Annotated in this window: 16 protein-coding genes, 1 rRNA gene, 2 pseudogenes and 1 riboswitch; of the genes and pseudogenes, 6 read left to right on the top strand and 13 right to left on the bottom strand. The window is 69.2% G+C overall.

What is annotated here, in order from left to right; genetic code table 11:
- Positions 1–19 precede the first annotated feature (19 nt).
- On the top strand, positions 20–547 hold the full coding sequence (locus tag QF037_RS38905) for a hypothetical protein (protein ID WP_307033493.1): 528 nt from the start codon (positions 20–22) through the stop codon (positions 545–547).
- On the opposite strand, the gene QF037_RS38900 is transcribed toward QF037_RS38905, so the two are convergent.
- Positions 525–1,121, bottom strand: a complete 597-nt coding sequence (locus tag QF037_RS38900; protein WP_307033491.1) for a DUF1707 SHOCT-like domain-containing protein — start codon at positions 1,119–1,121, stop codon at positions 525–527. The two genes, QF037_RS38905 and QF037_RS38900, sit on opposite strands and share 23 nt — an antisense overlap.
- Before the next feature lie 104 nt (positions 1,122–1,225).
- Between QF037_RS38900 and QF037_RS38895 the strand changes: the two genes are divergently transcribed.
- The 4 genes from QF037_RS38895 to QF037_RS38880 all read left to right on the top strand — a co-directional run bounded on the left by QF037_RS38895 (position 1,226) and on the right by QF037_RS38880 (position 4,663).
- Complete coding sequence (locus tag QF037_RS38895) at positions 1,226–1,621, top strand: TOBE domain-containing protein (RefSeq protein ID WP_307033489.1); 396 nt, start codon at positions 1,226–1,228, stop codon at positions 1,619–1,621.
- A gap of 179 nt (positions 1,622–1,800) precedes the next feature.
- A complete protein-coding gene (modA, locus tag QF037_RS38890) occupies positions 1,801–2,646 on the top strand; it encodes a molybdate ABC transporter substrate-binding protein (protein WP_307033487.1) in 846 nt (281 codons plus the stop codon).
- On the top strand, positions 2,643–3,497 hold the full coding sequence (locus QF037_RS38885; RefSeq protein ID WP_307033485.1) for an ABC transporter permease: 855 nt from the start codon (positions 2,643–2,645) through the stop codon (positions 3,495–3,497). Before modA ends, QF037_RS38885 begins: the two co-directional genes overlap by 4 nt.
- A 101-nt stretch (positions 3,498–3,598) precedes the next feature.
- Positions 3,599–4,663, top strand: a complete 1,065-nt coding sequence (locus tag QF037_RS38880; protein ID WP_307037588.1) for an ABC transporter ATP-binding protein — start codon at positions 3,599–3,601, stop codon at positions 4,661–4,663.
- 61 nt (positions 4,664–4,724) lie between these two features.
- Here QF037_RS38880 and gcvP read toward each other — a convergent pair whose 3' ends face one another.
- A complete protein-coding gene (gcvP, locus tag QF037_RS38875; RefSeq protein ID WP_307033483.1) occupies positions 4,725–7,610 on the bottom strand; it encodes an aminomethyl-transferring glycine dehydrogenase in 2,886 nt (961 codons plus the stop codon).
- Positions 7,611–7,783: 173 nt separating this feature from the next.
- Positions 7,784–7,880, bottom strand: a riboswitch (glycine riboswitch).
- Between the two features lie 98 nt (positions 7,881–7,978).
- On the opposite strand from gcvP, the pseudogene QF037_RS51120 reads away from it, so the two are divergent.
- A pseudogene (locus QF037_RS51120) lies at positions 7,979–8,122 on the top strand (PRC-barrel domain-containing protein); the annotation flags it as partial.
- A gap of 182 nt (positions 8,123–8,304) precedes the next feature.
- On the opposite strand, the pseudogene QF037_RS38865 reads toward QF037_RS51120, so the two are convergent.
- From QF037_RS38865 to rrf, 11 genes and pseudogenes are all read right to left on the bottom strand, one after another.
- Positions 8,305–9,817: pseudogene (locus QF037_RS38865) on the bottom strand (DNA polymerase IV).
- 57 nt (positions 9,818–9,874) lie between these two features.
- Entirely contained in the window at positions 9,875–10,522 is a 648-nt protein-coding gene (locus tag QF037_RS38860; RefSeq protein WP_307033476.1) for a MerR family transcriptional regulator, read from the bottom strand.
- A 251-nt stretch (positions 10,523–10,773) separates the two neighbouring features.
- A complete protein-coding gene (locus QF037_RS38855) occupies positions 10,774–11,247 on the bottom strand; it encodes a bifunctional nuclease family protein (RefSeq protein ID WP_004002801.1) in 474 nt (157 codons plus the stop codon).
- Positions 11,248–11,324: 77 nt separating this feature from the next.
- The gene (ftsR, locus tag QF037_RS38850; protein WP_307033474.1) at positions 11,325–12,062 is read right to left on the bottom strand and encodes a transcriptional regulator FtsR; all 738 of its coding nucleotides are present in this window, start codon (positions 12,060–12,062) and stop codon (positions 11,325–11,327) included.
- A gap of 45 nt (positions 12,063–12,107) precedes the next feature.
- Positions 12,108–13,001 (bottom strand): FHA domain-containing protein, encoded by an 894-nt coding sequence (locus QF037_RS38845; protein WP_307033472.1) that lies wholly within the window; start codon positions 12,999–13,001, stop codon positions 12,108–12,110.
- Between the two features lie 61 nt (positions 13,002–13,062).
- On the bottom strand, positions 13,063–13,890 hold the full coding sequence (locus QF037_RS38840; RefSeq protein ID WP_307033470.1) for a DUF881 domain-containing protein: 828 nt from the start codon (positions 13,888–13,890) through the stop codon (positions 13,063–13,065).
- A gap of 5 nt (positions 13,891–13,895) precedes the next feature.
- Positions 13,896–14,228 carry a small basic family protein gene (locus QF037_RS38835; RefSeq protein WP_003988855.1) on the bottom strand — a complete coding sequence of 111 codons (333 nt, stop codon included), beginning with the start codon at positions 14,226–14,228 and terminating at the stop codon, positions 13,896–13,898.
- The gene (locus tag QF037_RS38830; protein WP_307033467.1) at positions 14,225–15,139 is read right to left on the bottom strand and encodes a DUF881 domain-containing protein; all 915 of its coding nucleotides are present in this window, start codon (positions 15,137–15,139) and stop codon (positions 14,225–14,227) included. The genes QF037_RS38835 and QF037_RS38830 overlap by 4 nt, the downstream gene beginning before the upstream one ends.
- Positions 15,140–15,238: 99 nt before the next feature.
- Positions 15,239–17,734 carry a mannose-1-phosphate guanyltransferase gene (locus tag QF037_RS38825; protein WP_307033465.1) on the bottom strand — a complete coding sequence of 832 codons (2,496 nt, stop codon included), beginning with the start codon at positions 17,732–17,734 and terminating at the stop codon, positions 15,239–15,241.
- A gap of 112 nt (positions 17,735–17,846) precedes the next feature.
- A complete protein-coding gene (locus tag QF037_RS38820) occupies positions 17,847–18,455 on the bottom strand; it encodes a CDP-alcohol phosphatidyltransferase family protein (RefSeq protein WP_307033463.1) in 609 nt (202 codons plus the stop codon).
- A gap of 108 nt (positions 18,456–18,563) precedes the next feature.
- A 5S ribosomal RNA gene (gene rrf, locus QF037_RS38815) occupies positions 18,564–18,680 on the bottom strand.
- Between the last annotated feature and the right edge of the window lie 49 nt (positions 18,681–18,729).

Genomic DNA, 18,729 nt, shown 5'->3' with positions numbered 1-18,729 from the left:
CCCGCCCTACCGTCGACTCATGCGACCGAGCGGACGGAGCAACCCCCCACCCCCGGCCGACGACCGCCACTGGCGCGGCACCGTCCGGCTGGCGGCAGGCCTCGCCCTCACCTTCGGCGCCCTGACCCTGTTCGTCGACTGGGACATGGGCACCCTGACCCTCACCCGAGCCCTGCTCTGGCTCACCCTGTCCACGACGGTCTTCGCGGTCCTGTTCCCCCAACGCATCACCGCAGGACCGGGCTGGCTGGAAGTACAGGGCCTCGCCGGCCACCACCGGGTCCACACGGACGCCCTGGTATCGGTACAGCTCTACGGTCGGATCTCCTCGCATCTGATCCTCCGCGACACCCACGGCAACCGCCTGGAGTGCGACCCCCGTGTCCTGATCACCAATCCGTTCCTCTGGCACGAACTGGACACGGGCGTACGCCACTCGCTCGAAAACGGCACTCTGCGCCAGAGCACGGACGCCCTACGCCACCTCGGCCGGGAGATCGACTACGAGACCGCCCTGTCGGTGCTCAGGGCGTCCGGGATCTCCTGAAGAACCCCCGCGGCCCCCGGACCACGACCTTGCCGTACCTCAGCCGCCCGCCGACCTCCACCCGCAGCACGACAGGTACCCCGGAGTCACCGGCAGGACGCGTCTTCACCTGGGCGTACTCGACGACGAGCGAGTCGGTCTCCACCACGACGCCGGGCCGCGTCACCAGCCGCAGCGTCCCGCCCCGCATGTCGAGGTCGACATGGAGCGTGTCGTACGTGATCACCGCGTCGGTGAAGTCGAGCGTCACGTCACCCCAGGACGACTCGACCTCCAGCCGCCGGGGTACCGCCCACCGGTCGCCGCGCACGGCCGAACCGCCCTGCTGCTCGATCCGGACGACGTCCTTGACCTCGCCGGCCGCGTCCGCCGGAAGGTCCGCCGTCAGCCCGGCCAGCTCCCCCAGAGTGCGGGCGGACAGGGCGGCCTCCAGTCGCTCGTCCAGCTCCTCAGCGGTCAGCCGGCCGTCCCCCGCCGCGATACGCAGCATGTCCACGACCCGGTCCCGGTCCGCATGCGAGGCCCTCAGCTCGACCGGTGCGTCCCCGCCACCCCGCGCCAACTCACCCGACATGCCCTCGCTCCGATCCCCGATGCCGAACTAAAGCTATATCGCGTTATACCCAACGCTCAACCCCGCACCCTCCGTTCCTCGTTGATGCCCCTATCGTGATCCGCATGCAGTCGTACACGATCGGCCAGGCAGCCCGACTCCTGGGCGTGAGCCCCGACACCGCGCGCCGCTGGGCGGACGCGGGCCGGATGACGACCCACCGCGACGAGGCCGGGCGTCGACTCATCGACGGCCGGGACCTGGCCGCGTTCTCCGTCGAGCTGGCCAGGGGCGACACCGGCGACGAGGAGCCGTCGTACACGTCGGCCCGCAACGCCTTCCCCGGCATCGTCACCGCGATCAAGCTCGGCGACGTCGCCGCCCAGGTCGAGATCCAGGCCGGCCCGCACCGCCTGGTCTCCCTGCTGACCCGCGAGGCCGTCGAGGAACTGGGCCTGGAGGTCGGCATGGAGGCCACGGCCCGCGTGAAGTCGACAAACGTACACATCGACCGCACCTGAGCCCCCACCAGGCTTCTCAGACCCGGGCAGTCCCGTAGTAACGCACATGCGCCCCTAATCCGCGATAGGGCCGGTTCATGCGATGCAACAGGAGACTTACACCTTGCATATGCGGCAGTATCGTCGCCGCAGGGTCTCCGACAGGCCCCTGCCCGAAGCACGTGAAGGAGCAGACCGTGATGACCCGTCCCGCGCACCGGACCCGTCCCGCGCACCGGACCCGTCGCACCCGCCGGCCCCTGCGGCTGGCCGGTGCCGGAGCCGCCGCGCTGCTGGCCCTGACCGCCTGCTCCTCCTCCGACTCCGACTCCGCGGGCTCCGGCACCTCGGCCACCGCGTCGGCGAAGCCGTCCGGCACGGTGAACGTCTTCGCCGCGGCCTCCCTGAAGGAGAGCTTCACGACCCTGGGCAAGGAGTTCGAGGAGGCGCATCCCGGCACCGAGGTCACCTTCAACTTCGGCGGCAGCGACACCCTGGCCGCCAGCATCACGAACGGGGCCGGCGCCGACGTGTTCGCCGCCGCCAGCCCGAAGACGATGAAGATCGTCACGGACGCGGGGGACGCCACGGGCACGCCCGCCACCTTCGTCCGCAACCAGCTGGAGATCGCCACCCTGCCGGGCAACCCGGACAACATCTCCTCCCTCAAGGACCTCACCGAGTCCGGCCTGAAGGTCGTGCTGTGCGACGCGGAGGTGCCCTGCGGTGCCGCCGCCCAGAAGGCCCTCGACGCCGGCAGCCTCGATCTCACCCCGGTCTCCTACGAGCAGGACGTCAAGAGCGCGCTGACGAAGGTCGAGCTCAAGGAGGCCGACGCCGCGGTGGTCTACAGGACCGATGTGAAGGCCGCGGGTGACAAGGTGGAGGGCGTGGACTTCCCCGAGTCGGCCGACGCCATCAACGACTACCCGATCGCCCTGCTCAAGGACGCCCCCAACGCCACCGCGGCGAAGGCGTTCATCGAGCTGGTCCAGTCCGCCGAGGGCCAGAAGGTCCTGACCGCGGCCGGGTTCCTCAAGCCGTGACGTCCCTCGACAGGACCGGCGCCGCGGACACCCTCAAGGGCGGTCCTCGACGGGGCCGCGGCCGGCAGCCGTTCAAGGGCGTACCGCTGCCCCTCCTCCTCCCGGCCCTGCTGGGCCTGGCGTTCCTGATCCTCCCCCTGGTCGCCCTGCTGGTCCGGGCCCCCTGGAGCACCCTCCCGGAACAGCTGACCAGCGCCGAGGTATGGCAGGCGCTACGCCTGTCCCTGGTGTGCGCCACGGCCGCGACCGCCCTCAGTCTCCTGATCGGCGTCCCCCTGGCCTGGCTCCTGGCCCGCACCGAGTTCCCCGGCCGCGGCCTGGTGCGCGCCCTGGTCACCCTGCCCCTGGTCCTGCCTCCGGTGGTGGGCGGCGTGGCCCTCCTGATGGCCCTGGGCCGCAACGGCATCGTGGGCCAGTGGTTGGACTCCTGGTTCGGCGTGACGCTCCCCTTCACCACGGCAGGCGTCATCGTCGCGGAGACCTTCGTGGCGATGCCGTTCCTGGTCATCAGCGTGGAGGGCACTCTGCGCGCGGCGGACCCCCGCTACGAGGAGGCGGCCACCACCCTGGGCGCCTCCCGCTTCACCGCCTTCCGCCGCGTGACCCTCCCCCTGATCGCCCCGGGCATAGCAGCTGGCGCCGTCCTCGCCTGGGCCCGGGCCTTGGGCGAGTTCGGCGCCACGATCACCTTCGCCGGCAACTTCCCCGGCCGCACCCAGACCATGCCCCTTGCGGTCTACCTGGCCCTCCAGAGCGACCCGGCAGCGGCGATCGCCCTGAGCCTGGTGCTCCTGGCGGTGTCGATCGCGGTACTGGCGGGCTTGCGGGACCGCTGGATGACGGCGTCATGACGAACACCGACGGCGCCAAGCCCCCACAGGGGCCACCCGCACCCGACAACGAAAGCAGCACGGGCGGTGCGGGCGGAAAAACACATCCGGCCGAAGGCCGGATGCCCACACCACACCCGCACCCGACCACCGGCCTCCACGCCCACCTGATCGTCACCCACCCCACCTTCCACCTCGACATCACCCTCACGGCAGCCCCCGGCGAGGTGGTGGCCCTCCTCGGCCCCAACGGCGCAGGCAAGACCACCGCCCTGCGCGGCCTCGCTGGCCTCACCCCCCTCACCGCCGGCCACCTACGTCTCGACGGCACCGACCTGGACCGCACACCCCCCGAATCCCGCCCCGTCGGCGTCGTCTTCCAGGACTACCTCCTCTTCCCCCACCTCACAGCCCTGGACAACATCGCGTTCGGCCCCCGCTGCCAGGGCGCGACAAAGGCGGAGGCCCGCCGACAGGCAACCGAGTGGCTGGCCCGCATGGGCCTCAGCGACCACGCCACAGCCAAACCCCGCAGCCTCTCCGGCGGCCAGGCCCAACGCGTAGCCCTGGCCCGCGCCCTGGCCACCCGCCCCCGCCTGCTCCTCCTCGACGAACCCCTCGCCGCCCTGGACGCCCGCACCCGCCTGGAGGTCCGCTCCCAACTCCGCCGCCACCTGGCCGACTTCGAGGCGGTCGCCGTCCTGGTCACCCACGACCCCCTGGACGCGATGGTCCTGGCCGACCGCCTGGTCGTGATCGAGCAGGGACAGGTCGTCCAGGAGGGCACCCCGTCCGACATCGCCCGCCACCCCCGTACGGACTACATCGCCCAGCTCGTAGGCCTGAACCTCTACAAGGGCCGGTCGGAAGGCCACACGGTCCACCTGGAGGCCGGCCCCGACATCACCACCACCGAGGACCTCACGGGAGAGGCCTTCGTCGCGTTCCCCCCGTCCGCCGTGACCCTCTACCGCGACCGCCCCACCGGCTCCAGCGCCCGTAACCTCTGGCGCTGCGAAGTGGCCGGCCTGGAGACCCACGGCGACCAGATCCGCGCCGACCTCACCGGCGAACTCCCCCTCGCGGCGGACCTCACCACGGTCGCCGCGGCCGAACTCGACCTGCACCCGGGCGCGGAGATCTGGGCCACGGTCAAGGCGACGCAAACACACGCATACCCGGCGTAAACGCCACGCGGCCCTAAAAAGATGGGCCCCGCCGTAAGCGGGGCCCATCTCGACAACCGGCTCAGTCCTCGTAGGCGTCCATCGGCGGGCAGGAGCACACCAGGTTCCGGTCACCGTAGGCCTGGTCGATCCGGCGCACCGGCGGCCAGTACTTGTCCGCGACCGACACCCCGGCCGGGAACACGGCCTCTTCGCGCGTGTACGCGTGCTCCCACTCCCCGCCGAGCGCCCGGGCGGTGTGCGGCGCGTTCCGCAGCGGGTTGTCGTCCGCGGGCCACTCGCCGGCGCCGACCTTCTCGATCTCCGCGCGGATCGCGATCATCGCGTCGCAGAACCGGTCGAGCTCGATCAGGTCCTCGGACTCGGTCGGCTCGATCATCAGCGTCCCCGCCACCGGGAACGACATCGTCGGCGCGTGGAACCCGTAGTCGATGAGCCGCTTGGCAACGTCGTCGACGCTGACTCCGGTCGCCTTGGTCAGCGGCCGCAGATCGATGATGCACTCGTGCGCGACCAGCCCTCCAGGGCCGGTGTAGAGCACGGGGTAGTGCGGTTCGAGCCGCTTGGCGATGTAGTTGGCACCGAGGACCGCCACCTGCGTGGCGCGCTTGAGCCCTTCACCGCCCATGAGCCGGACGTACGTCCACGAGATCGGCAGTATCCCCGCGGATCCCCACGGCGCGGCCGAGATCGGCCCGACACCCGTCTCCGGCCCGGCGGCCGGCTGCAGCGGGTGGTTGGGCAGATACGGCGCCAGGTGCGCACGCACACCGACCGGCCCGACGCCCGGACCGCCACCGCCGTGCGGGATGCAGAAGGTCTTGTGCAGGTTCAGGTGGGAGACGTCCCCGCCGAAGTGGCCCGGCTTGGCAAGCCCCACCAGGGCGTTGAGGTTGGCACCGTCGACGTACACCTGCCCGCCGGCCTCGTGCACCTGCGCACAGATGTCGGCGACATGCTCCTCGAACACACCGTGCGTCGACGGGTATGTGATCATCAGCACCGACAGCTCGTCGCGGTACTGCTCGATCTTCGCCCGCAGGTCCTCGACGTCGATCTCGCCGTCCTCGGCGGTCTTCACGACGACGACCTTCATCCCGGCCATGACCGCGCTGGCGGCGTTGGTCCCGTGGGCGGAGGACGGGATCAGACACACGGTCCGCTGCTCGTCCCCGTTGGCCCGGTGGTATCCGCGTACGGCGAGCAGTCCGGCCAGCTCACCCTGCGACCCGGCGTTGGGCTGCAGCGACACCTTGTCGTATCCGGTGACCTCGGCGAGGCGCTCCTCCAGCTCACGGATGAGCGTGAGATAGCCCTGCGCCTGCTCGGCGGGCGCGAAGGGGTGCAGCTGCCCGAACTCGGGCCAGGTGACCGGCTCCATCTCGGTGGTCGCGTTGAGCTTCATGGTGCAGGAGCCCAGCGGGATCATGCCGCGGTCGAGCGCGTAGTCCCGGTCGGCGAGCCTGCGCAGGTAGCGCAGCATCGCCGTCTCGGAGCGGTACTGGTGGAAGACCGGGTGCGCGAGGAACTCGTCGCTCCGCAGCAGCGCGGCCGGCACAGCCTCCTCGGTGACGGCGTCGAGCGCCTCGACGTCGCCCTCGACCCCGAACGCCGACCATACGGCGCTCAGCTGGGCCCGCGTGGTCGTCTCGTCGCAGGAGGCGGAGACCCGGTCGGCGTCCACGAGGTGCAGGTTGACGCCGTTCTCGCTCGCGGCGGCGACGACCTCGGCGGCCCTGCCCGGCACCCGGGCGGTCACCGTGTCGAAGTAGGCGCCGTGCACGACCTCGACGCCACCGGCGGTGAGTCCGGCGGCGAGGATGCCCGCGTAACGGTGGGTCCGCCGCGCGATGTCCTTCAGCCCCTCGGGCCCGTGGTAGACGGCGTACATCCCGGCCATCACGGCGAGCAGCACCTGCGCGGTGCAGATGTTGCTGGTCGCCTTCTCCCGGCGGATGTGCTGCTCACGGGTCTGCAGAGCCAGCCGGTACGCCTTGTGCCCGTCGGCGTCCACGGACACACCCACGAGCCGCCCGGGCAGGCTGCGCGCGAACTTCTCGCGCACCGCCATGTAGCCGGCGTGCGGCCCGCCGAAGCCCATCGGCACACCGAAGCGCTGTGTGGTGCCGACGGCGATGTCGGCCCCGAGCTCACCGGGCGACTTCAGCAGCGTCAGCGCGAGCAGATCCGCGGCGACGGTGACCAGTGCTCCGAGCTCGTGCGCCTGCTCGATCAGAGGCTGTATGTCCCGTACGGCACCGGAGGCGCCGGGGTACTGGACGAGCACGCCGTTGATCTCACGACCGGCGACGTCGGCCGGAATGCCGTCGCTGAGGTCGGCGACCACGACCTCCACGCCGGTCGGCTCGGCACGGGTCTCGATCACGGCGATGGTCTGCGGAAGCGCGTCCGCGTCGACCAGGAACAGCCCCTTCTTGTTCTTGCCCATACGCCGGGACAGGGACATCGCCTCGGCGGCCGCCGTGCCCTCGTCGAGCAGCGAGGCACCGGAGGTGGGCAGTCCGGTCAGTTCGGCGACCATGGTCTGGAAGTTGAGCAGAGCCTCGAGCCGTCCCTGAGAGATCTCGGGCTGGTACGGCGTGTAGGCGGTGTACCAGGCCGGGTTCTCCATGACATTGCGCAGGATGACGGGCGGCGTGAAGGTCCCGTAGTACCCGAGCCCGATCATGGAGCCGAGCACCTGGTTCCGATCGGCGAGCGAGCGAAGCTCGGTAAGCACCTCGGCCTCGGTGCGGGCACCGGGCAGGTCGAGGTCATCGGCGTTCTTGATCACATCCGGTACCGCGGCGGCGGTGAGCTCGTCCAGCGAGCCATAGCCGACGTGCGCGAGCATCTTGGCCCGCGCCTCCTGGTCGGGCCCTATGTGGCGCTGCTCGAAGGGGATCCCCTGCTCGAGCTCGGTGAGCGGAGTGCGGTGGGCGGTCATTACGGAGGCCTCCTGGTCTGACACGACCTGCGAGGGGCACCACGGCACGGGTACCCGGACGGCCTCCCCCTCTGTCATCTCAACCTGAGAGCTTCACCGGGCGCCCGAGGGCTCCCGGCTTTCACCGTCGGTGAGAGCGGAAGCCGTACTCCCGCCCTGCTTTCCAGAGTGGCCTCGTCCATGCGGTACGTGTGCCTGAGAGATTCCGGGGAGGATTTGCTCCTTCGGCGCCTCCGGACGGTGTCCGGAGGACTCTCCCGCACAGGGTCGGCAGCCGCTTGTCAGCCTAGCAGCGAGGCCGTCGCGGATCCCCCGAGCTCCCCTCGAGTGGCCACCTCCCCCAATGTGCTCTTTCGTAGTGCTTACGGATGAGCTGCGAGCCGCGACCTAGTGGAGGGCCCGTGCAGACCGATATCGATCCTCGGAACCTGATCGGCCGCAAGGCCTTCGACCGCAACGGCACCAAGATCGGCACGATCGACGAGGTCTACCTCGACGACGCCACCGGCGTACCGGAATGGGCGGCCATACGCACCGGCCTCTTCAGCAGGGACGCCTTCGTCCCCCTGGAGCCCAGCGAGCTCCTCGAGGGCAGCCTCCGGGTCCCCTTCGAACGAGCCCTGATCAAGGACGCCCCGGACTTCGGCGTAGGCCGTCACCTCTCCCCCGACCAGGAACTCCAGCTCTACCACCACTACGGCCTGGACGTGGCCCCAGCACCCCCCTTCCCGGACCGGGACTTCGGCAGGCTGGCAGGCACGGAGGACGCGGAAGCCTGACACAGCGACGCACGATGAGCGGGGGCCCACGCGCCGCAGGCTCACGGAACCGACAGCCGCTGGCGCTCAGCCCCCAGAGGGGCCACCCGCACACACAACCGGCACCAACGGCAACGGCTCAGCCACCACCAACGCGGGATCCTCCACCGAAAACGTCCGCACCCGCCCCGGCTCGGAATCCGGCGTCTCGAACCTGACGGTCACCCTCCCCAGCCCGCTGCCCTGCACCCACCCATGCCCGAACTCGTCGTGCCGCACATCGTGCCCCGAGACCCACCGCCGCTCGACCGGAACCACCGGCGACTCCTCGGCCACCTCGACCCGCTGCTCCTCCTCCGCGAGCTCGGCACGCTCCCCCGCGGCCTGGGCGAAGAGATCCTCCTGCGTGTAGTCGGCAAGACCACTCACCCCGACCCCCAGCAGCCGCACCCCACCCGTCGTGTCCACGGAGTCCAGCAACCGCGCCGCGGCCTCCCGCACCACCGCCACGTCATCGGTCGGCCCCCGCAACGTCTCGGACCGCGTCAACGTGGAGAAGTCGTACCGCCGCACCTTCAGCACAATGGTCCGCCCCGACAGCCCGGCCCCCCGCAACCTCCCCACACACCGATCCGCCAGCCGCTGCACCTCCAGCCCCACCCGCACCCGGTCATGGATGTCCACGTCATACGTGTCCTCGACCGACACGGACTTGGTCTCCCGCTCGGCCACCACGGGCCGCTCGTCGTACGCCATCGCCATCGCGTACAGCCCGTGCCCATGGGCCTTCCCCAACAGCCGTACGAGCTCGTCCTCGCCCGCCTCCGCGATCTCGTCGACCGTGTGGATACCGGCCCGCCGCAGATGGTCCCCCGTCGCCGGCCCCACCCCTGGCAGGATCCGCACCGACTTGGGCCCCAGCAGCGCCCGCTCGGTCCCCGGCTCGATCAGCGCCAGCCCGTCCGGCTTGGCCTGCTCGGAGGCGATCTTCGCGAGCATCTTGGACGCGGCGAGCCCCACCGACCCCGTGAGCCCCGTGACGGCCCGTATGTCGGCGCGGAGCTTGATCGCGGCCAGCCGCGCCGACTCCTCGTCCCAGGCCGTTCCCCCGGCCTCCAGATCCACGAACGCCTCATCGAGGCTGAGCGGCTCCACCAGCGGCGACAGCGCCCGCAGCAGCCCCATCACCTGCTCACTGATCGACCGGTAGAACCCGAAGCGCGGCACAAGGTACGCGGCGTTCGGCGCGAGCCGCCGTGCCTGGGCCATGGGCATCGCGGAATGGACACCGAACACCCGGGCCTCGTACGACGCCGTGGCCACCACCCCACGCGGCCCGAGCCCGCCCACCACAACGGCCTTCCCTCGCAGGCTCGGCTTGGACGCCTGCTCCGCCGAGGCGAAGAAGGCATCCATGTCGAGATGCAGGATCGTGGGCGCGGTTCTCACATGTCCGATGCTGCCCTACGCCACTGACAATGCCCCGCCGCAGGTGTGGAGCGGCCCTCAGACCGCCCGGTTGCGCCGCCGCGCCAGCTCGTCCGCCGGGTTGTGCCCGACGAGGGTCTCCCCGGTGTCGATCCGCTCCCCGTGCAGCTGCGACAGCGCGCTCTCGACGTCCCGCCACACGACGCCCACGGCGATGCCGAAGATCCCCTGACCGCCCTGGAGCAGCGCGTGCACCTCGTCCGGCGAGGTGCACTCGTAGACCGTGGCACCGTCGCTCATGAGCGTCATGCGCTCCAGGTCCCGGAACCCGCGCTCACGCAGGTGCAGCACGGCGGTGCGGATGTTCTGCAGCGAGACCCCGGTGTCGAGGAACCGCTTGACGATCTTCAGGACGACGACGTCCCGGAAGCTGTAGAGGCGCTGCGTCCCCGACCCGTGGGCGGGCCGCACGCTCGGCTCCACGAGCCCGGTGCGCGCCCAGTAGTCCAGTTGGCGGTAGGTGATGCCGGCGGCCGCACAGGCCGTCGGACCGCGGTAGCCGATCTCCTCGGACGCCATGGACGTCGCCCCTCCGCCGCTGCTCGGCACGACCGCCGGTCGCTGCGGAGCGTGGTCGGCCGCGTTGCTGTGAAGCGGGTACGGGCCGCTCGCCCCCAGACTGCGTCCGGGAGCACCCCCAGCCGTACCGTCGCCGCTGCTTCTCACGCCGACCTCCGTCCTTGACCTGCCTTCTCGACGGTAGGCAGTCGCCCGGGGCGCGTCAACGATCGCCACACTCGGCACGCCGAGTGATAATCACCCTAGGAGTGGTTTCCCGTACCCCACCGCGGGGAAAGGCTAGCCGAATGCGCTCGGGACGGGCCGCAGGACGCTCTCGCTCGCCGCTGGCAAATGCCGGCATTTCAGTGGTCACCAGGCACGGCCGCCCCGTCTTGGACCGCGCGCCCGGCCGTGCCTCACTGGCTGCTGGTGCCGAAGTCCTCGGGCGAGATCTGGTCGAGGAACTCGCGGAACTTCTCCACCTCGTCCTCCTGCTCGTCCGGGATGGCGATGCCCGCGTCGTCGAGCACACCGTCGCTCCCGTAGATCGGCGTGCCGGTGCGCAGCGCCAGCGCTATGGCATCGGAGGGCCGGGCACTCACCTCGACTCCGCTGGCGAAGACCAGCTCCGCGTAGAAGACGCCCTCACGCAGATCCGTGATGCGTACTTCGGTGAGCTCCTGACCGACGGCTTCCAGCACGTCCTTGAAAAGGTCGTGGGTCAGCGGTCGTGCGGGGGCCATGCCCTGCTGGGCGAAGGCGATCGCCGTCGCCTCACCCGGCCCGATCCAGATCGGGAGGTAGCGGTCGCCTCCCACTTCACGCAGGAGCACGATCGGTTGGTTGGAGGGCATTTCGACCCGGACACCTACGACATCGAGCTCGTTCACACAGCAACCCTAGGCCGTGCCCGGGACGTTTGGGTAGTCGGGCAGGAAACGGGGGACGGATCCGGCGCACGAGGCCCTCAGGGCAGCCGCACACCGAGGGCGGTCTGCACCAGCGCCGCATGCAGTTTCACCGTGAGCCCCGCCAGTTCCTTCGTACGGGCTTCCGCGTGCGCCCGCGTCTGCGGATTGCGGTGCCGCCTCAACGGGGCCACCACCTGGTCCACCAGGCCGGCCTCCCGGTCGGCGGCAGCCTTCATCGCCCGCAGATGCCTCGGCTCGATCCCGAACCGCCCCAGCTCGACGACGAGCGCCGCCACAGTGACCGTCTCGGCGTCGTACGCCCCGTCCGGCAGTGCGGCGATCAGCCCGTACGACTCCCACTCCTCGAGCTCCCGCTCGCCGATGTCGGCCGCGACCAGCAGCTCGGCCCGCCCGATCCGTACGGCGGTGGGCGCCTCGAAGGTGTCGGGCAGCGCCTCACCGTCCCGCTGACGCCCCACGACGGGCAGCGCGACGGCCTCGCCCCGCTCCATCGCGTCCAGGTGCTCCCGGATCACCTTGAGCGGCAGATAGTGGTCCCGCTGCATCCTCAGCACGTGCGCGAGGCGCTCGACATCCTCCGGACTGAACTTGCGATAACCCGAGGGGGTCCGCCGCGGCTCGATGAGCCCCTCCGACTCCAGGAAGCGGATCTTGGAGATGGTGACTTCGGGGAACTCGTCACGCAGCGCGTTCAGCACCGTGCCGATGCTCATCAGCCCACTGTCCGCGGCGGCGGCACCGTCCCGGGCACCGCCGCTCGGTGTTTGAAGCATGGACCTTCCCTGGGGGTGTCCCCCCGGACGGAGCCCGGGGGCGGGTCAGTAGCCCCGCTGGCTCGCGTAGAAGACCAGCCGGTACTTGCCGATCTGCACCTCGTCGCCGTTGTGAAGCGGCACGGAGTCGATCCGCTCACGGTTCACGTACGTGCCGTTGAGGCTGCCGACGTCGGCGACGGTGAACGAGCCGTCCGGCTGGCGACGGAACTCCACATGCCGGCGCGACACCGTGACGTCGTCCAGGAAGATGTCGCTCTGCGGATGACGTCCGGCCGTGGTCAGTTCGCCGTCCAGCAGGAAGCGGCTGCCCGAGTTCGGTCCGCGGCGCACCACCAGGAGCGCGGAGCCCAGCGGCAGCGCGTCGACGGCCGCCTGTGCCTCCGGGGAGAGCATGGGCATCTGCGTCTGGCCGGTGACCTCGGCGTCGTAGGCCTCGAGACCGGAGATGGAGATCGTGGAGGTCGTCTCCGACGGGCGCTCGGGCGTCCCCCGCAGCGGCGCACCACAGTTGGAGCAGAAGCGGCTGTTCTCCGCGTTGCGGTTACCGCACCTCGTACACACCAGGGCCGACATGGAAAACTCTCCACCCGTACTCGAGGTTGACGGTTGCCCGAAACCTATGCCGCCGGACTGCGCAGGGTCAACCGACGGCGCGCCCTGACCTCCGGGAACGTCGCCGCCCAGCTGGTCCCGGAACAGCGGGCGCTGGCCCTCCGCGTCGGGCTGTGCGCGATGACGAGCGGTCGCGTTCGCGTTGTCGCTACCCTCTCGCGCGCTCTTGCCGAACAACTTCGCAAACAACTTCACGGGCGATTCCCCTTGACCGAAACAGACCCGCCCGTGGGGCAGGACGAACCCTGATTGCATACACCGGCCGACCCGGACATTCTCACAACGTCCGTATCCACCTGACAGTTTCCACCACGCACCACCCAATCGGTGCGCCGACCCCCCGCAACCTCATGCCCTGGCCGGACGCCGCCCATGCACCCGCGGTTCACTGGGAGGACGACCGAGCGTAGTCAGGCTGCTTCGCCGCTCGCAAGGCGTCCACGACGATCTTGGTAGACCGCTCGACGGTAACGGTGGCCTGCTCCTTCTCAAGAGTCTGCACCACGCCTCCAGGAATGTTGAGCGCCGGTTCGAGATCCTGCGGCTTGCCGATGACCTTGAAACGATAGGGAGCGTTGATCTTGTTCCCGTCGACACTCACGCTCTGGCCCGAGTCGGTCAGATAAGTGCCCGCGACCACGCGTACGCCGTTCACCTGGATCGCCTCGGCGCCGGCCGCACGCAGCTCCTGGATCGCGTCGAGCAGCATGTCCGCCTCGACCGTCCCCTTCGTGTCGTCGATGGTCATCGTGATGCCGGGCCCCTGCGCGGCCACCGTGCCCGCCAGGATCCCCAGCTGCCTCTCCTTCTCCAGCGTCTGCTTGCGGGCCTCCTCGGCCTGGTCCGAGCTGTTCTCCAGCTCGTCACGCTGCTTCTCGAGGCCCGCCTTCTCGTCTTCAAGACGCTGAGTACGGTCATCCAGTTCATCGAGGATGCGAACAAGATCTTCTTGACGCGCGCCGCGCAGAGCGCTGTCACCGTCGCTGTTCGACGCCACCTGGACGGCCAGACCGAAGCCGAGGCCGAACAGCAGCAGGGCGACGATGAGTTGGGCCCGAGTCACCCGCGGCGGCCACAGGCCCTGCGCCAGCCGCTGGCGGCCGGTGAGCCCGGCTTCCTGCTCCCCGGCCGGTTCGGCGGCCTCGGCCTCCGTCGAGGGCACCTCCTCGGGCAGCTCCTTGCGCAGCCTGTTCGGCTCTTCCTGGTTGCTCATCGGCCTCACGCCCGGAACACGTGTCGGCGGATAGCCGCGGCGTTGGAGAAGATGCGGATGCCGAGGACGACCACGACCCCCGTGGACAGCTGCGCCCCCACGCCCAACTTGTCGCCCAGGAACACGATGAGCGCGGCGACGACCACGTTGGACAGGAACGACACCACGAAGACCTTGTCGTCGAAGATGCCGTCGAGCATGGCCCGCAGCCCGCCGAAGACGGCATCCAGCGCCGCCACGACGGCGATCGGCAGATAAGGCTCGACGACCGCCGGAACCTCGGGCCGGACCAACAGGCCGGCCACGACTCCCACGACGAGGCCCAGTACGGCGATCACGATGTGCCCTTCTCACTTTTCTCGATCTTCGGCTGTGCTGTACGCACAATCACACTCGGCGCTGCGGGCAGCCGGAGGTCGCCCTCCGTGGAGATGCTCGTCCGGACGCCGTAGTTCTCCTGCAAAGCGTGCAGATACAGCCCGTCGGCGCTGTTCTGGAACTTGGTGCTCAGCCGCTGCCCGTCCCCCACCGCGAGCACCGTGTACGGCGGTACGAGCGGCCTGTTGTCGACCAGTATCGCGTCACCCGCGGCCCTGATCGCCGACAGCGCGGTCAGCCGCTGCCCGTTGATGGAGACGGCCTCCGCGCCCGACTCCCACAGTCCGTTGACCACGCGCTGCATGTCCCGGTCCCGCACCCGCCCGGTGTCGGAGAACCCGGAGGTCTCGCGCGGGCCGCCGTCGCCGCCGGTGCTGGCTGCCTTGGCGTCGTTCACGACCAGCTTCACACCGGGACCGTGCACCGCGGTGGCCCCCGACAGAATGCCCACCAGGTCCGCCTGGCCGCTGCCGCCGCTGTCCCTGAGCGCCTGTCGCTGGCGCGCGCTCACGTCGTCGCGCAACTCGTCGACGCTGTCCTCGAGCTTGTCCGCCGCGTCCGTCTCACGGTCGATGCGGTCGATGAGCTCCTCACGCTCCTTGGCCACGACGGGCGCCGCCACCCGCGCCTGCGCCGCCCCGACGGTCACGACCAGCGCGGCGAGTACCAGCCCGCCAGCCAGCCCGAGCTTCGCCCGGAGCGTCTTCGGCATACCGCTGTCGCCCGCGGCCTTCTTCCGGGCGGCCGCCTCCGCGTACCCGTCGTCGAGGCTGTGGTCCATGACGTTGGTGAGCAGCGACATGGACGCGTCCGGGCGAGAGGGGCGCGTAGGGGCGCTCCGAACGGGGGGCTGCTGCGGCATGCCGCACATCGTCGCACGTCGCGCCCACTACCTCCGAATGGCCCCACCGACGTGCCGGACAGGCCCCCTTGGGGACACCTGTCCGGCACGCACGCGTGCTGCGTTCTATCAGCGGCCGGCGCTGTCCACGACCGCCGCCCACTCGTCGAGCAGCGCCTGCGCGGACGCGTCGTCCGGTCCTTCCGCCCACAAATGGGTGACGGCTTCGGCGGGGTCGGGCAGCACCATCACCCACCGCCCGTCGGTCTCCACGACCCGCACACCGTCAGTCGTGTCGACAAAGCGATCCCCGGCGGCCTCCACGACCCGCCGCATCACAAGACCCTTGACGGCCCACGGAGTCGCCAGATCCCGCTTGAGCACATGCGCCCGCGGTATCCGCGCATCGATCTGGCTGAGGGTCAACTGCGTCCGCGCCACCAGCCCGATGAGCCGTACGAACGCCGCCGTACCATCAAACACACCGCTGAACTCCGGCACGATGAAGGCGCCCTTGCCATCACCGCCGAAAATGGTCGAGTCGTCCCGCCCGACCCGTGTCAGGTCGTCGGGCGACGTGGTCGTCCACTCCACCTGCGTGCCGTGGTAGGCCGCCACCTGCTCGGCGATCCTCGTAGTGGTCACCGGCAGCGCCACGCGTCCACTACGACGCTCCGCCGCCACGAGATCCAGCATGACGAGCAGTGCTCGATCGTCCTCGATGATCCGGCCCTTCTCGTCGACCAGCGACAGCCGCTCGCCCACCGGGTCGAAGCGCACGCCGAACGCGGCTCGCGACGAAGCCACGATCTCACCGAGCCGCACCAGCCCCGACCGCCGCGCATCCGCCGTCTCCGTCGGCCGCGACTCGTCCAGACCGGGATTGACGGTCAGCGAGTCCACACCGAGCTTCCCGAGCAGACTGGGCAGCACAAGGCCGGCACTGCCGTTCGACGCGTCGACGACGACCTTCAGACCCGACTCGGCGACCCCCGTCGTATCCACATTCCGCAGCAGCGATCCGGTGTACGAATCGAAGACACTGGCCGGGAAGTGCAGATCCCCGATCTCGCCGGGGAACGCACGTCGGTACTCCTGCCGCGCGAACACCCGGTCCAGCTTCCGCTGACTGCCCTGCGACAGGTCGGCACCGCGCCCGTCGAAGAACATGATGTCGACGGAGTCCGGCACCCCAGGCGTGGTCCGGATCATGATCCCGCCCGCACTGCCCCGCGCGGTCTGCTGCCGGGCAACGGGCAGCGGTACGTTCTCCAGGTCCCGTACGTCGATGGCGCTGGCCTGGAGCGCGGAGATGACCGCCCGCTTCAGCGCACGCGCACCACGGGAGTGGTCGCGGGCCGTGGTGACGGTGGAGCCCTTCTTCAACGTCGTCGCATAGGCGCCGGCGAGGCGTACGGCGAGCTCGGGCGTGATCTCCACGTTCAGGATGCCGGACACCCCACGGGCGCCGAACAGATGCGCCTGGCCCCTGGACTCCCAGATGACCGAGGTGTTGACGAAGGCGCCCGCCTCGATGGTCTTGAACGGGTAGACCCGTACATTGCCCTGCACGATCGATTCTTCACCGATGAGGCACTCGTCGCCGATGACGGCGCCGTCCTCGATCCGGGCCGCACGCATGACGTCGGTGTTCTTCCCGACGACACAGCCCCGCAGATTGCTCTGCTGCCCGACGTACACGTTGTCGTGCACGACCGCCTTGTGCAGGAAAGCCCCGCTCTTCACGACCACGTTGGAGCCCACGACGGTGTGCTCCCGGATTTCGGCGCCGGCCTCGACCTTGGCGTAGTCCCCGATGTACAGGGGGCCGCGGAGAACGGCATCCGGATGCACCTCGGCACCCTCAGCCACCCACACACCGGGCGAGAGCTCGAAGCCGTCGATCTCGACGTCGACCTTGCCCTCCAGGACATCGGCCTGGGCCTTCACATAGCTCTCGTGGGTACCGACGTCCTCCCAGTACCCCTCGGCCACGAAGCCGTAGATCGGCTTGCCTTCCTTCATCAACTGCGGGAAGACATCGCCGGACCAGTCGACGGGCACATCGGCTTCGACGTAGTCGAAGACTTCGGGCTCCATCACATAGATACCGGTGTTCACCGTGTCGGAGAAAACCTGGCCCCAGGTCGGCTTCTCAAGGAAACGCTCGACCTTTCCTTCCTCATCGACGATGGTGATGCCGAATTCCAGAGGATTGGGCACGCGCGTCAGGCAGACCGTGACCAGCGCGCCCTTCTCCTTGTGGAAATTGATCAGCTCGGTGAGGTCGAAGTCGGTCAGGGCATCGCCGGAGATAACAAGGAAAGCATCGTCCTTCAACGCCTCTTCGGCGTTCTTGACGCTTCCGGCGGTACCGAGTGGCTTCTCCTCATTGGCATAGGAAAGCTCCATCCCGAGCTCTTCGCCGTCACCGAAGTAGTTCTTGACCAGAGAGGCCAGGAACTGGACAGTTACGACGGTCTCGTTGAGACCATGCCTTTTGAGCAGCCGTAGCACGTGCTCCATGATCGGGCGGTTCACCACCGGCAGGAGCGGCTTGGGCATGCTTGAGGTCATGGGGCGAAGGCGTGTGCCTTCACCTCCGGCCATCACGACGGCCTTCATGTCGGAAGCGTCCTCCTCTAAAAGACGACGGTCTAGCCGACTTCACCCGCACTGATTGTCCCGCACTTTCTCGCCGCGGGCCATCGAGCCACTGTCGGCCGCGCCTATCGGTTCAATCGGCCATGGTGTCCGCACGGACGAGGCGGCGGACTTGTACCACGTAGAGAACTCCTGCCCACCAGTACAGGGTTGTACCCCATCCGGCGAACGCCCATCCGAAAATAGCAGCGAGTGACTGGAGCCAGCCACTTCCGTCACTGAGCAGCAGGAGGGGGAAGGCGTACATCAGGTTGAACGTGGCAGCCTTGCCCAGGAAGTTCACCTGCGGAGGCGGATAGCCATGGCGCCTGAGGATACCCACCATCACCAGCAGGACCAGCTCACGCGCCAGAAGTGCAGCGGTCAACCAGATTGGAAGAATCTCACGCCAGGTGAGACCGACCAAAGTAGAGAGAATGTAGAGCCGGTCTGCCGCGGGATCCAGGAGCCGGCCGAGACTGCTGATCTGGTTCCAACGCCGTGCGAGCTTGCCGTCCAGGTAGTCGCTGACTCCGCTGAAGGCCAGCACCAGAAGGGCCCAGCCGTCACTCTGGGGGCCTCCGAACTCGGGCCTGAGAATCAGCCACAGGAAGACAGGTACGCCAACGAGGCGCGCCATGCTGAGGATGTTGGGGATGGTGAGGACTCGTTCCGTCTGGACGCGAGTCTCCTGGACCTCCACCCGGGGGCCTCCTGTGGGAAACGTGCCAACGATGCCCCCTGACCCTACCTCAACGCAAAAAGCTCTGGCTCCTGGGCGGTATGCCCAAGAGCCAGAGCTATAAAAGGAGTTCGGCGGTGTCCTACTCTCCCACAGGGTCCCCCCTGCAGTACCATCGGCGCTGTAAGGCTTAGCATCCGGGTTCGGAATGTAACCGGGCGTTTCCCTCACGCTATGACCACCGAAACACTATGAAACTGTCGAACCATGCCACACCACACCCGAATACGGGTAT

Origin of the sequence: Streptomyces canus (assembly GCF_030815415.1) — a bacterium.
Lineage (GTDB): Bacteria > Actinomycetota > Actinomycetes > Streptomycetales > Streptomycetaceae > Streptomyces > Streptomyces canus_F.
This window is presented reverse-complemented; position numbering and strand designations above follow the sequence as displayed.

Bases quoted from the DNA above. Each gene is read 5' to 3' on its own strand.
- QF037_RS38830 (WP_307033467.1), bottom strand. From the start codon at position 15,139: ATGTGCGGCATGCCGCAGCAGCCCCCCGTTCGGAGCGCCCCTACGCGC.
- QF037_RS38905 (WP_307033493.1), top strand. From the start codon at position 20: ATGCGACCGAGCGGACGGAGCAACCCCCCACCCCCGGCCGACGACCGC.
- modA (WP_307033487.1), top strand. From the start codon at position 1,801: ATGACCCGTCCCGCGCACCGGACCCGTCCCGCGCACCGGACCCGTCGC.
- gcvP (WP_307033483.1), bottom strand. From the start codon at position 7,610: ATGACCGCCCACCGCACTCCGCTCACCGAGCTCGAGCAGGGGATCCCC.
- QF037_RS38900 (WP_307033491.1), bottom strand. From the start codon at position 1,121: ATGTCGGGTGAGTTGGCGCGGGGTGGCGGGGACGCACCGGTCGAGCTG.
- QF037_RS38880 (WP_307037588.1), top strand. From the start codon at position 3,599: ATGCCCACACCACACCCGCACCCGACCACCGGCCTCCACGCCCACCTG.
- QF037_RS38825 (WP_307033465.1), bottom strand. From the start codon at position 17,734: ATGAAGGCCGTCGTGATGGCCGGAGGTGAAGGCACACGCCTTCGCCCC.
- QF037_RS38840 (WP_307033470.1), bottom strand. From the start codon at position 13,890: ATGAGCAACCAGGAAGAGCCGAACAGGCTGCGCAAGGAGCTGCCCGAG.
- ftsR (WP_307033474.1), bottom strand. From the start codon at position 12,062: ATGCTTCAAACACCGAGCGGCGGTGCCCGGGACGGTGCCGCCGCCGCG.
- QF037_RS38895 (WP_307033489.1), top strand. From the start codon at position 1,226: ATGCAGTCGTACACGATCGGCCAGGCAGCCCGACTCCTGGGCGTGAGC.